12 protein-coding genes are annotated in these 13,426 nt (G+C 57.3%); 5 read left to right on the top strand and 7 right to left on the bottom strand.

What is annotated here, in order from left to right:
• Positions 1–167 precede the first annotated feature (167 nt).
• Positions 168–1,712 carry a tryptophan halogenase family protein gene (locus tag FMM02_RS10970; protein ID WP_147494877.1) on the top strand — a complete coding sequence of 515 codons (1,545 nt, stop codon included), beginning with the start codon at positions 168–170 and terminating at the stop codon, positions 1,710–1,712.
• A gap of 2 nt (positions 1,713–1,714) precedes the next feature.
• Here the strand turns inward: FMM02_RS10970 and FMM02_RS10965 are convergent, their stop codons facing one another.
• Positions 1,715–2,416 (bottom strand): DUF6445 family protein, encoded by a 702-nt coding sequence (locus tag FMM02_RS10965; RefSeq protein WP_147494876.1) that lies wholly within the window; start codon positions 2,414–2,416, stop codon positions 1,715–1,717.
• Positions 2,417–2,679: 263 nt separating this feature from the next.
• On the opposite strand from FMM02_RS10965, the gene FMM02_RS10960 reads away from it, so the two are divergent.
• From FMM02_RS10960 to FMM02_RS10950, 3 genes are all read left to right on the top strand, one after another.
• Positions 2,680–3,330: a hypothetical protein gene (locus FMM02_RS10960; RefSeq protein ID WP_147494875.1), complete on the top strand. Its 651-nt coding sequence runs from the start codon at positions 2,680–2,682 to the stop codon at positions 3,328–3,330.
• A gap of 239 nt (positions 3,331–3,569) precedes the next feature.
• A complete protein-coding gene (locus FMM02_RS10955; RefSeq protein ID WP_147494874.1) occupies positions 3,570–5,186 on the top strand; it encodes an ATP-binding protein in 1,617 nt (538 codons plus the stop codon).
• Complete coding sequence (locus tag FMM02_RS10950) at positions 5,179–5,787, top strand: response regulator transcription factor (RefSeq protein ID WP_147494873.1); 609 nt, start codon at positions 5,179–5,181, stop codon at positions 5,785–5,787. Before FMM02_RS10955 ends, FMM02_RS10950 begins: the two co-directional genes overlap by 8 nt.
• A 50-nt stretch (positions 5,788–5,837) precedes the next feature.
• Here FMM02_RS10950 and FMM02_RS10945 read toward each other — a convergent pair whose 3' ends face one another.
• From FMM02_RS10945 to FMM02_RS10930, 4 genes are all read right to left on the bottom strand, one after another.
• Positions 5,838–6,323 (bottom strand): helix-turn-helix domain-containing protein, encoded by a 486-nt coding sequence (locus FMM02_RS10945; protein WP_147494872.1) that lies wholly within the window; start codon positions 6,321–6,323, stop codon positions 5,838–5,840.
• A 251-nt stretch (positions 6,324–6,574) separates the two neighbouring features.
• A complete protein-coding gene (locus tag FMM02_RS10940; RefSeq protein WP_147494871.1) occupies positions 6,575–6,772 on the bottom strand; it encodes a hypothetical protein in 198 nt (65 codons plus the stop codon).
• Between the two features lie 82 nt (positions 6,773–6,854).
• Positions 6,855–7,562, bottom strand: a complete 708-nt coding sequence (locus tag FMM02_RS10935) for a metallophosphoesterase (protein WP_147494870.1) — start codon at positions 7,560–7,562, stop codon at positions 6,855–6,857.
• A gap of 94 nt (positions 7,563–7,656) precedes the next feature.
• A complete protein-coding gene (locus FMM02_RS10930) occupies positions 7,657–9,660 on the bottom strand; it encodes a sensor histidine kinase (RefSeq protein WP_187107779.1) in 2,004 nt (667 codons plus the stop codon).
• Between the two features lie 206 nt (positions 9,661–9,866).
• Between FMM02_RS10930 and FMM02_RS10925 the strand changes: the two genes are divergently transcribed.
• Positions 9,867–10,316, top strand: coding sequence for a helix-turn-helix domain-containing protein (locus FMM02_RS10925; protein WP_147494868.1), 450 nt, complete (start codon positions 9,867–9,869; stop codon positions 10,314–10,316).
• Between the two features lie 156 nt (positions 10,317–10,472).
• Here the strand turns inward: FMM02_RS10925 and FMM02_RS10920 are convergent, their stop codons facing one another.
• A complete protein-coding gene (locus FMM02_RS10920; protein WP_147494867.1) occupies positions 10,473–11,114 on the bottom strand; it encodes a response regulator transcription factor in 642 nt (213 codons plus the stop codon).
• Positions 11,115–11,282: 168 nt separating this feature from the next.
• Entirely contained in the window at positions 11,283–13,343 is a 2,061-nt protein-coding gene (locus FMM02_RS10915; RefSeq protein ID WP_147494866.1) for a putative bifunctional diguanylate cyclase/phosphodiesterase, read from the bottom strand.
• Positions 13,344–13,426: the final 83 nt, after the last annotated feature.

The following is a 13,426-nucleotide window of genomic DNA, read 5'->3' as shown; positions in this document are numbered from 1 at the left end:
GTAAAACCCACCCCGAAATACGCCGTATGGGTCGCGGAACTACATCCGTTACCAACCGGACTTAACAATAAATTTCCAAGACAGTGTTTTTATCAACCTCGCAAGTCCCCTCTTGCGAAGTTTCCAAACTCGCTCATAGGAACCTGGCCTTATAAAGGGATAGATTGATGTCGATTGATGCATTTCCGCAACATCTTGTGATTCTGGGCGGAGGATCGGCCGGCTGGATGGCTGCTTCCTACCTTGATCGCGTCTTCAATCGTCCCGATCGCCGTCGGCTTCGAATCACGCTGATCGAGAGCCCCAACATCGGCCGAATTGGGGTCGGCGAAGCAACGATCCCCACTCTCCTGCGATTCGCGCAGTTCCTGGGAATTGACGAAGCGACGCTCATGAAACGCACCCATGCCACGTTCAAACATGGGGTGCGTTTCATCGACTGGAATGGCCCGGACAGCGATTATTTTCATCCGTTCGAGGCGCTCGACACGACCCGCAACTTCAACCCCGCGCCCAGTTGGCTGGCCCGAAGTGCAGCCGGAGTAGCCGGTCCATTTGACATGGAAAGCGGCATCCAACGCCAGGTCGCGATTGCCAATCGCGCCCCCAAGCGAATGATGGACCCCGATTATCAAGGCTCGCTGCCATACGCCTATCACCTCGATGCCGAGGAATTCGGAGACTTGCTCGCCGATATCGCGAGGTCACGCGGGGTTTCGCATGTATCGGGGCGCGTCTCAGAGGTTGAACATTCGGATTGCGGGAATGTGAAAAGCCTCGTGCTCGATGATGGACGTCAGATCGAGGGTGATCTTTTCATCGATTGCTCAGGCTTTGCCTCGGTCCTCCTTGGGAAGGCCATGGAAGTGCCTTTCGAGAGCTTTTCTGAGCATCTCCTGTGTGACCGTGCCGTGGCCATCCCGAAACCGTATGCGGATGGCGAGGTTGCCCGCCCCTATACGACGGCCAAAGCCATGGATTTTGGCTGGGCGTGGAGGATTGGGCTGCAGCACCGGGAAGGCACGGGATATGTCTATTCGAGCAAGTTCATTGAACCCGCCGACGCAGAACGAGCGCTTCGGGAATGGGTGGGAGTAGCCGAGGACGTTCCTGCACGGCATCTCGCCATGCGGGTAGGCATGCCCGCCGAAACCTGGCGAGGGAACGTCATTGGCATCGGCCTGGCCGGTGGGTTTATTGAACCCCTGGAATCGACCGGCCTGCAACTGGTCGAACTCGCACTGGAACAACTCGTTCGCTATTTTCCGCTGTCGGGGATCAACCCTGCAGCGCGATCGCGCTTCAACCACGTCATGCGCACCCGTTATCTCGAGTTGCGCGATTTCATCGTTGCTCATTACTGCCTGACGAAACGCTCTGATACGCCATTCTGGCAGGCCGTCACGGACCCCGCTCACATCCCGCCGAGCGTCGCCAGCAAGCTAGCGCTATGGAACGACCGTCACCCCTCCGATGATGACAATGAGTATACCAAGATGCTGTTTGGCCATTTCAATTGGGCCGCTGTTTATTACGGAATGGGCGGCGCGACGACTGATGCCATGAGGAATGCGGCAGCATGGTGTCCCAATCCCGGCGCTCACCTTGCCGAACTCGCGGCTACCGCCAATCATTTGATCGCCGTATTGCCGGATCATGCTCTCTGGCTGGAGGGACTCAAGACAATCCCCGCCAAGGAATGGGCGGCTTAACCCTACAAGGCGAACAGAAACGAGGTCATTGTCAGGCGTCCTTGCCGGGGATCAGCGCTATATTGCGCGAACGGAGTGATCGCCGGCGAGTGAAGGATTGATGCACGATAGATCGCAAGACGGTCAAAAGTGGCTTCTACAGTTGCCACGCGCTCGAACAGCGGATGCTCATCGTCCGGGAAGCCGGCAGGTAGGATCTGCTGGTTGATCTCTTGGTTTAGCGCCTCGTTGAAATGTGCCTCGCGGTCGATGGAGATCCTCTGAAACCCGGTACTGCGGTGACAAAAAAAGTGCGTGCCTCCGAACTCAGGGCCACAAAGGTAGTGAACCATTGCGAGGTCATAAGGCCCGGTGCGGTCAATATGCGGAACACGTTGGTAGTGACGTAGATTGGCTGGTGGCTCCGTCACCATGGAAAACGATGAGTCCAGGCGAAAACGCTGTGCCTCTGGAATAGCAAACGTCTTCCGTAATAGGGGAGCGACCGCTTCGTATATCGTTTCCAGATATGCCGTGGGCGCTGCCCGGCGGATCCCTGGATAGGCTGCACCAGCTGGGCCGTAGACACCGTCACTGGCGGCATATTCCACCACCGCGGCGGGGTTCGCAAGTATGCCGTCAATCAACAGCAGCGGCTCGCGCTCGGGGCCGATCTCATATTGCTGGAACTGGGCACCCGGGTTGAGCGCGAAAGTCATACTCATCCGCCCTCAAGTAGCTGTTCGCCTTGGAGGCGCAAGTCACTAGATTCATGAATGCCCTCGCGTTGCGTTACGGGTAGATCGCGGCAACCCTGCCCTGACCACCTCCTCCAACCAAATGGCCGCACCGCAGACAACCAGACGAACTCGACGGCGCGACACCCCTCGTGCTGAACGATCCGCGCACTACCGGCCGGCCATGATTTCGGTCCATTTCCGAGCAGTTGTCGGTCAGTTGTTCACCTATCTCTGCCATGCGCATTGTCGTGAACAAGATCGCAACCCTATCCCCACTGACCGCCGAGCAGTCGGCTACCGGATCCAATGCGCAAGTGGCGACGCTCTACTGCGAAGAGCGGTCACGTGCCGTGGTCATCCGAGCCTTCTCATCAAGTGGAGCGCTTGTGGAGGCTGCGCGCCTGCCTCCGACAGGAAGCCCCGTTATCCTGCGTCGCGGAACCTTGCAGATCAGGGGCAAGATTGCGTGGAGCGAGGACCTTTGCGCTGGGATCGAGTTTAACACGCCCGCAACCGTCGCCGAATGGACCGTACAAAAACCTCACAAGTCGCAGCAGATTGTCGATGAAATTGTTGCCGCTTACCACCGCGGCGAGGCTCGCGACGAAGGGATGGACGCGGCTCCCGAGGAGGAATGCATTCGGTCGCAGCTCAGAAAACTGCAGGCCGAACTGTCACAGCTGGGGAATAGCCTGATCAGCGATGTAATCCTTGTCGCCACGCACCCCGAAATCCAGCTGCTAGACATTGCAGTCCAAAGAGTCGAGCGGGTGCTGAAAATGGTCGATAACGCCCGTGCGGTGACGTCCACGACCGCTGATACAGCGGAGAGCGGGATTTCAGCTGACCAACTCCGAGGAGTTTGCGAGGCCACTTCCGGACGGACGGACGGACGTTAGCGGCAACTTCTCTGCCAAGCGCAGAGCTCTTGGCAAACAATTGGATGACGAGTTAGGCAATGGTACGCAATTGCCTTCACGCGAGCTATGCCGACAAACTGCTTGAGCAGCCTCGCACCGACTTCTCCTAAGTAAGCTGACCCAGATTGATATCCGGGTTGAATCCGGGAGGTTAAGGCACGATTTTTCTGCGACGAGGCCGAAATGAATTTGCTGCCCCTTCGCTCAACGAGAACCCCATGACCGCCATGGCTGAGCTCCGGTCGTGGGCCCAACGCGCATCCGACAAGGCAGCGTTCTTCAACCTCGCGAAATTGTTTACGCTTCTCTTGGGATACGGCATTCTTTTTACGGTCCTGCGGGCGATCTCGTCAGAATGGACTACAGGTCAGTTCTACAGCCTATGGTTTCCGGCAGCGGGCCTCCGTTTTGCCTTTCTGTGGCATTTCGGGCCGAAGCTTGCTCCAGCGGCTGCGCTGTCCGAGCTCTTCATTCAGCTAACTACCGGCGAAAATAGCCTTCATCCCCAACCCGTCCTGGCCGTTACCGGAATCGTCGGTCCATGCCTCGTGTATGGCGCCGTTATCCATCTCATGCGTTCAGGTTCGAGATCGACCAATTCGATTTTTGGCTGGGTGCCCCTGCCCTTCGCTATAACAGCGATCATCAGTCCCATTATAGCCTGCATCGCCACATTCCCCTGGTCTATCCCGCTCGCACTCGAAAATGGCCCTCTCGACCACAGCAAGCTGGCGAGTTCCTTGTTGGTTTTCTCCTTGGGCGACATGCTGGGAATCTTGATGTTGTCGCCGCCGCTGCTTTGGATGATCCAGAGGTTGAGCGGGAAGCGTCCTGCCCGCGTAAAAATGCCGTCCGTCCGGCTGACGCTGGAAGTCGCGATCGCGATCACGGCCTCCCTGGCACTTACCTGGGGGATCTATGCTGCTGATTTTGGACTATTATTGTCGCCAGTACTGCTCGGAGCGTGCTGGGCCGGACTACGTACGGGCCGAGTTGGAGGGTGGGTCTGTTTTGCCATCACCGCCCTGATAGTTTTGCCGCTGACCGGGGAGGTCGCGACCGAAGCGGATCGCATCCGGCACCACATGCTGCTTGCAAGCATAGGTGCAATCGGATTGCTTGCCGGCAGCTTTGCAGAGGCCCAAGCCCGATTACAGGAAGAACTTTCGCGCCGAAATCGGCTCCTTTTCCGTGCTGATCGGCTGAAAACGCTCCGCGCTATGTCGGTGGCGGTCATTCATGAGATCAGCCAACCCCTTTCGACCATCGCACTGGAGGCGCAGGGCCTTGCGGAACGGAAGGACGATCAAGACAACTCGGCCGAGACCCGGACGACAGTCCGGTTGATTGCGAGTAAAGCCCAGGACTTGTCGGACATGGTGCGGCGCTTGCGCAGCTTTGGTGAGAAATCGTCAGGCAACCCGCTACCAACCGATATTCTGAAACTAATGGACGATGTCTGCGTTATCGCCGCGCCCGAAGCAAAGGCTGCGCGAGTTAATCTCATCGTAGATCGTAGCGGCAACGGGCGCGTGTTTGGGCACGACGTTGAACTTCGACAGGCACTGCTCAACCTGGTTCGCAACGCGATTGCAGCCTCGCCTCGCGGCGGAAAGATTTGGCTAAGGAGCAAATCAGCTGACGATCGGATCAGGCTGAGCGTCGAAAACCAGATTTCCGACCAACATGTTGCAGGAACGGGGATGGGGATTGGCCTCATCATAACGAGGTCCATCGTCGAGGCTCACGGAGGGTCTGTTCATGAGGAAAATCTCGAGTTCGGCCTGACAAGGTTCACCATAGATTTGCCAGCACATGAGCATCGTAATGTCTGACGCTGACCGGAATGCGCTTATCTACGTCGTCGACGACGACGCCGATCTCGGCGGCGCAGTGGCGCGCTTGCTACGACGCCAAAAATACAGTGCCGAACCATTTGTTAGCCCCGAACAGCTCTTGACGGCTTACGCTGGTGCTCCTGCAGCGTGCATCATTACCGACGTAATGATGGGCGAGCTCGACGGCTTTAGCTTTGCGGAGCGAGTGCGGAGCCTTGACCCCGCCGTGGCCATTATCTTCATGACGGCTTGGCCAACGACCGCCAATGCCGTTGACGCGATCCGTCGTTACGGCGGGCTCGAATATCTGGAAAAACCAATCGACCAGGCCCGGCTTCTCGCCGCCGTCGCGGAAGGGGTTGCCTGGAGCGCAAAAAAGCGGTTTCAGGCCGAGAAGCTTTCTCGTCTCACCCGCCGCGAACGCCAGGTCTTCGCCTTGCTTATCCGAGGCTTGTCGACCAAGGCCATTGCTGCCGAGCTTGGCCTCAGTCCGAAAACGATTGAAGACCACCGGGCCCGCATCAATCTCAAGACGGGCGCTACCGGCCTTGCCCAGCTAATCGCCTTGGCCGATGGATGGGAACCGCCAAAAGAATAGGATTGGTCACCGAACCCGCCAATTCCACACCAACCACGCAGGCAGCCGAATTATCTCCAGGTTTCGCGGCTTAGTATGGCTTTAAGAGTGTCCGTCATTTGGTCGAACGCCTCATCCGTCATTTCCACGAAAGTCGAGCGCGCATCCCGAGGATTGGGGACCTTCCTCGCATAGTTCCGCTCGATGAGCGTATCGATCCAGCGAAGGGCCGTAGTCGGCGGCACATGACTTTCCATCGTCAGGGCCGTGATTTTCATCCGATATTGTTCGCAGCGCCCGATATATAGGGCCAGCAGCATGTCCCAAGCCGGCTCGCCAAAAAGGTCCGCGGGGTAAGCTTGATTCCTGATCGCCCGAATACCCTTGAGCTTCTTGGCCAGCCCCAGGACCGTCGTATCAGGGTGAGAAACCTTGGTAGGCTGGGCACCTTCAACGATCTGGCTGACAGACCGGATGATGCGAGCTGCTGCCTCGAGATCAGAGGAAGAGATACGGTCCAGATGGCTGTGCTGACCAAACTCGTGCCGTGCGCTCATAATATCCTCCAAGGCCGATGGGCCCAAATGAATAACCGAGCTGGAGGTTATTACCGTAGCTTTGAACTAAATCGTAACCATTTGGTCCATTTCGGACCGGTCTGTTTTGGGAAAATATCTGAGCGTAACTGCTTTCGGCGGGCGGGAAAAAGGCGACCGCTCAAACTGAGCGGTCGCCTGTAGCGTTTCGGCACGCTGTAGCCCGTCGGCGGGTTCCGGTAATAAATCCCCGATCTTTGCGAACTGGGGTCTTAAAAAATCAGGGGCGTCGGTGTTTCCAGGCCGCACTCATCGCACAGAGTATCGATCGCATGTTGAAGGCGAGCGCCGATAATTCCAGGCAGCGCTGGGTCCCTATCCAGGAACTCAAGTGCCTGCATCATGTGGCTTAAAGCAAGCGCAGGCAGCCGCCCGTCTTGGTCTGACAAACAGGCCAGGTTGTCGCTCATTATTCCCCCCTCGCACCGGTCAATTATATAGCGGCTATAACTTAAATAATAGCTAATTACTGACCAATCTGAACATAAGCCGTCACGGCCCCCGCCTAACGATCAATGTCCCCTTTTTTATCCCCTCCAAAACAAGCGCCGACAGAATTCCGCTCTGGTAACAACCGGTATCGACAGCAATCCGGTTCGAACGGACCTCAATCTTGGGCACAATGGTGTGACCGTGCACGATCGTGAAACCGTGATTGGTCTGATCGTCGAGAAAACCACTCCTTATCCAGCGCAGGTCAGCTACATCCTGGTCCTCGATTGCCCGTCCCGGCCGAATGCCCGCGTGGACGAATGCGTAGTCACCAAGGACGACATAATTATCAAAGCCCCGCAAAAATTCGATGTGATGCCGAGGGATGCACTCCCGCATGAGAGCCGGAATATCGGCAGCCCGGCTGAAAATTTCAGACCTTGTAATCCCATAGCTCTCCAGGGTCTGGAGCCCACCATATTGTAGCCATTTTTCGCAGGAATCCGGCTCGCCGTCATAGCAGGCGAGCATCACTTCTTCATGGTTTCCGCAAAGAAAGCTGGCGGCGTCGCCCGGTAGATCAGCCATTACCCGTTCGATAACGCCAGCGGTGGCGGGACCTCTATCGACTAGGTCACCCAGGAAAACGAGATGCGCAGTAGCCGGACGCCGTCTTAGATCCTCGGCGATGGCGCTCAGGAGCGCTTCAAGGTGCCGTAATGAGCCGTGCACGTCACCGATTGCGTAAACGCGCAGCCCTTCGGGCACGCGTGGCTTGGGAGATAAAGACCGTTTGGGACGAGAGAAAAAGGGGAAACTGAACGACACGCGGTTATCTTACCGGGATTGGGGAGGAACGTCTCTACGCTGGCTCGTTTGCCACTTCCAGTCGACTGCTTTGCGACGAGATGAAGAAGCAAACAGTCGTCCCCCTCGCGCTGCTTTTGTCGACCCAGATCCTGCCTCCGTGAGCCTCGATGATCGTCCGGCAAATGGACAACCCCAGCCCTAACCCCTCTTTCTTGTTGGTCGTCAAGGTGGCGAACGGATCAAAGTCCTCAGGCATCCCCGGTCCGTTGTCAGTAACGCAAAACTGCCACCCGTCCGAAGTAGCCTGAGCGGTGAAGACAAGCTTCGGCTCATCACTATCCGCCAGGGCCTCAATGCCGTTCCTGCCGAGGTTGAACAAAACCTGTTTCAATTGCGCGACGTTCGCCCAAACCTCTTGGGCGTCGGGCTCAACATAGGTTTCAATAATGGTCCTTCGGCCTTTCCGGATCGAGCGGAGCAGCTCGACAACCGAGGCCAGTATCTCGGGCACTGATGCCACTTCCTCGATCGCGGCATCATGCTTGACCAGGTCTCGCGCGCTCTCGATGATTTTGCTCAGATGATGAAGCTGCCTCAACGCGTCCCGAACGAGACCCTCAATAACCTCCTTCGGGCTGTTCATGCCTAATCTGCGCTTGGCAGCCGCCAGATAGTTCGTCGCACTGCCCAGCGGCTGGTTTAGCTCATGAGCTAATGTCGCCGCCAACGCGCCCATGGAATCAAGCCGAGCGATTTCCTGTAGGCGCTCTTCCGCGCGGCGCAGGTTGACCTCGCCGGTGACATCCTGATCGATGCCGTGCACACCGATGATTTCACCACTGTCATTGTAAACGGGGGCTGCGATGATGCGACGCGCACTGAGAGTTCCGTCGCGCATTCGCGCATTTAATTCGTAACTACGAGTTGCTCCGGTCTCGAGAACCTTTCGGATCTCCCCCGTTACCCGGCTAATATCGCGCGAGTCCGAATATTCAGCGATATCGCCCAATTTCGAAACGGTTTCCGATTCATCCCGGCCGTACATGGCCCGCAAATTATCTGACCAATGAAGCCGGTCCTCTCCTGGAAAATAGTCCCAGTCACCGATCTTCCCAATGCGTTGCGCCTCGTTCAACCGGATATTTGCCGCCATTATCTTGTTCAGCCGACGCTGGCGACGATCCATCGACGTCAGCAGCGCGAAGCTCGCTGCGCAAATAGCCAGGACCAAGGCAATAAGTATCGAAAGTCGAACTATCTGCCATTGTTCAATCCGTTCCCTGACGACCGCGAGAGATGTGCCACTCGTTGCAAAGAGTTGGTACTTAGGGATGCGGCGGTGCGAAAAATATCTCCAGGTGCCATCCAGGACACTGGGGCCCAGATATGTCCCGTTAGGCCTTGCGAACTGCCTTCTCATGACGAGAGTGTTTCTGACGTCTTCGCCACTCGAATGGATGCTTCCCTGCCGTCGAGCCCGGGTGATGCCGTCGAGGCCAATCAGGGAAATCAGATCCTCGCTGTGAAATGACACTCCGACGGAGAAATCCGTGAACTTGGCAGGTTCAATCAGCACCGCGACAAAACCTCCGCCGCGGTCAGCAGGGACTGAGCGGACAACCGCGACCAGGTTGCCCCGGCCTGCAACTGGCAACGGACGAGTAACGACCAAGCCGCCCCGACTTGACCGCGAGACCCGATCCATCTCGTCAAGGGTAGAAGAAGGCACCCGTTCGATGCCGCTGAAAACCGGATTGCGGCCATCAGGACTGATCACGATACCTGAGAAAAGTGGCATGGCAGCTGTCTGGTCATGCTTGAGCCGTGACAGCAGCGTTGCATCATCGGGGACGCGGTCCAGGACATGCTCGACAAGATGTTGGGTCGCGAGTTCAGCCGCTTCCAGCGTTCGCAGGACAAACTGCTCGAAGGCGATCACGCGTGCCCGGTTACTTTCGACAGCCGTCTCTTCTGCCTGCACACGCTGATAGTTGGCCTGACTGACCGCAACGGCCAAGAGGGCTAAAATTCCCGCTACAGCCGCGACGATGACCACCCATCGCGATTGTGTCGATGAGGCTATGGCCGTTGGAAGTCGCGTGTCTCGATCCATATTGGATCCCGTCGAAGTTAATGGGGCACCATAACCATCATTGGGTCGATCCATCATACCGTATGACTACCGTAGTAGTATCGCGATATTTATCCGCGAGGATTTTCGGTCCACATTGACATCGCCGAGTCATAAAGTGGAGTATGTCTGTGACCCGTTCTTTTGCCGGCCTTAGCGCCCACTTGGCGCATATCGCACCAACCCTTTCACGATCACCGCGCGCCGGTGCCGACGGCGATGACTTGAGCGCTGCTGAACAATGTCGGATGGTCGACACCATCCTTCGGACGCGTCGGCTTCGTACATCGTTCTTCGACGACGTGCTTTTCGCTGATCCGGCTTGGGATATTCTTCTTGATCTTTACATGGCTGAATTACAGCAACGCCGTGTCACGGTATCGAGCCTTTGTGTTGGCGCGAACGTGCCTCAAACCACTGCACTTCGCTGGATCAAGTTGATGACCGACCAGGGTCTGTTGCGACGGCTCGATGATACGACCGATGCCCGGCGCAAGATTATCGAGCTTTCCCCTGAAGCGGCAATGCAGATGCGTGATTACCTGCGCGGGATCCACGCGCTAATGCCATCCCCGCAATGAGCCAGGCCTATTGGCAGCTCAGGCTGGAAATCGCGCTAATCGCCGTCGAAAGCGCAAGGACGCCGAGGCACCGCGCCATGCAGCTAAAGCTCGCGGACCATTATCTGTCGATGTTGTCTTTGTGCAAGCCGCGCTATCCAGCCGAATCCGCAGCAGTCACTCAGCGGTCGACCCGAACTCTCGCCCCTGAGGCGTCTCGCCTCCTTGCCGAAGTACCACGCGTAGCAGATCCGCAAACGTACGACATTGAAGACGACTCATGGCTCGCGCGCGATGCATCTCGACTGTACGCACACTGAGGCCCAGCCGGTTAGCTATCACCTTGTTTGGCAGGCCCTGCGCGAGCGCCTCGACAACTTCTCGTTCGCGCGGTGAGAGACTGTGCAGCCTGGGCGTTTCCGAGGTCGTCCCCACATCGCCATTTGATTGAAGCCCGCTCATCTCCTGCTCGATGACCCCGATCAGCGCGTCATCATCAAAGGGTTTTTGCAGAAAGTCCTTGGCGCCCATTTTGATCGCCTTGACGGCCACATCAATCTCGCCGTGCGCGGTGATAAAGATGACTGGAAAGCGTTCCACAAAGCCGTTCATCTGGGCGAGGACCTCGAGCCCGCTCATTTCAGGCATCCTAAGGTCTAGCAAGACAACGCCTGGCTCCAGGCGTTCAATTGCCTCCAAGAATAGTGTCGGAGAATTAAACGTATCTACTTCGAATTCGCATGCCTCGAGAAGTGCCTTCAAAGAAAGGCACATGTCGATGTTGTCGTCTACGACATACACCGGACCTCTGCTGTTCATTGTCGCCTCACCAAGCGACAACGACTGAGCCAGTCAAGATGTTCATCCTACTCCGCAATAGCCTCAAAGTCGCGGCGCTGAGCCACGATCATTGCCGTCCGTCCAACGAAAAACTGGCACGGTCGGACCGGCGGCGCAATGGATAACCGGAAATTTTTCTGGTGATGGCTAACCCGCAACCCGAAGTTGCGGCAAACCGGCAGCTAGATTGCTGCCAGGCATCCCGCTGAGGGCTTGGAGCGCGTCCAATGCCGAACTCGGCCTGGCGAAGTAATAGCCCTGCATCAGGCGGGCGCCCAAACGCGCGGCATGAACGGATTGCTCGCCGCTTTCGATACCCTCAACCACGCAATCAACCTGCATCTGCCTCGCCAGTTCGAGGACGGTGCCGACGGCCGCTCGGCACCTGGGATCGTCGACGATGTTTTCGATGAACGCGCCATCGATTTTCAGTACGTCGATCGGCAGGCGATGAACCCGGCTCAAACTGGATTGTCCCGATCCAAAGTCATCCAGGGCAAAGCGGAATCCCCTCTCGCCTAGCCTGCGCATCGATGAAACGGCAGCTTCGACATTGATAAGCGCCGTCTCGGTGATCTCGAATACGATATGTTCCGGCATGCATCCGGCCTCGACGATCGTGGTCGCCAAGAAGTCCATCGATTCTTCAACCATCAGGTCGCGGCCACTAATATTGAGAAACAGGGAACCGCCGCTCTCCCACGCCGGGCATTCTTTCACTGCCTTGGCGACGATTGCGCGTGTCACTTCGTGCATCTGGCCACAGCTCTCGGCGGTCGCAATGAACTCCGCAGCGCCAAGAGACTCGAGGCCGGGCGAATTCCACCGGGCTAGCGCTTCGATTCCCACGCAAGCGCTCGATTTCGTGTCGACGATGGGCTGGTAAGCCAGCGACAAATACTCTTCGAAGCCCGGCCGGGAAATTGTCCCAAGGAGTTTTTGGCGGTTGCGAAGCTGCCTATCGAGCCGCTCGCCATAGACGACCACCGATGGCCCTGCTTGCTGCTTGGCCGCGTACATGGCGTGGTCTGCTCGCTCGAGACAAGACGCAACCGTCAGATCGCTATTCGCCGCCTTCAAAAGTCCTATCGAGGCACTGACGCTATACTTCATCTGCTCATGAACGACCGGGACGCTTAGCTTCTCAGCCAGCTTCACCAGATCACTGCGGTCGACATCACTGCCTGCGTCAAAAAGGATCGCGAACTCATCGCCGCCAAGCCGGCCAACGCCAGCACCCGGGTAAACCGACACCAGGCGATTGGAGAGCACCTGCAAGAGTACGTCTCCTGCCGCATGTCCCAGAGAGTCATTGATGTCCTTGAAGCCATCAAGATCGATCATCGCGAGTTGAATAGATGATCGCGGCGATGCGATTTGACCCTCCAACGCGGCCAAAAAGGCGCGCCTGTTCAGCAACCCGGTCAAGGGATCGGTCGAAGCCAGATGGTCACTTATCTCTGCACGGAGATGATTTGCCTGCGCCCGTTCGGCGCTTTGGCGGCGCGCCTCGGACAGGCACAGGAAGTTTCTTTGATAGGAAAAGGCCACCCGCACGACGATGAGAAATACAACGAGCTGAATGATCCCCACTGACAAGCTGTTGGGATGGCTCTCAAAGAAATACACCATGCTTGACGGTACGATCACTGAGCAGGCCACAAGAGAGCCGGCAAAGGGCGTGGCGCCGAGGCAAAGCACCGCAAACATCCCGCAGGTCAACGTCAGGAAGTGAACCATGTCCTTCTGGGGGGCGTCGCCGTAACCGTACACAGCCATGGCCCAGCCAACGACCAGAAGACCGACTAACGGGCCAAAGATCTGGAGCTGCTGGATGCTGCTGCGGATAGCGGTAGGGTCAGACCGACGAGCGCTGAGGCGGCGCCAGAACAGTAGCCGGCCGACGATCAGGAGCGTGAAGGCGGTAGGAGCACCGATCCCGAGTGCAGGCGGCACCGTTGCGAGGAAGCGGAAGGCACAAACCCACATCGTGCCAAGGACCACGAGGTAAAGGTGAACCAGGCGGCCCGCCAGGAGATAGAACGCCTCGTCGGCCCAGCTTTCTCCCGCTTTAGGAGCAAGTCGGTAGTCAATATTGGCCCAGCGTTTGATCTGGTACATCCACAACACCCCGCCTGCCCCATTCGCGTGATGCGGCGGCGGGAATGTGGGGTTTCCCGCCGCCGCGGCGATGAAGCGAGTTTTCATGGCTCAAAGGCCATGGCCTCGAGGAGACCGCCCCCACTCATGTAGTTAGCAATGCCTTAGGAACGCTTGCTAAATCCTCCACA

Source organism: Sphingomonas xanthus, assembly GCF_007998985.1.
In the GTDB taxonomy this organism is placed as follows: Bacteria; Pseudomonadota; Alphaproteobacteria; order Sphingomonadales; family Sphingomonadaceae; genus Sphingomicrobium; species Sphingomicrobium xanthum.
This window is presented reverse-complemented; position numbering and strand designations above follow the sequence as displayed.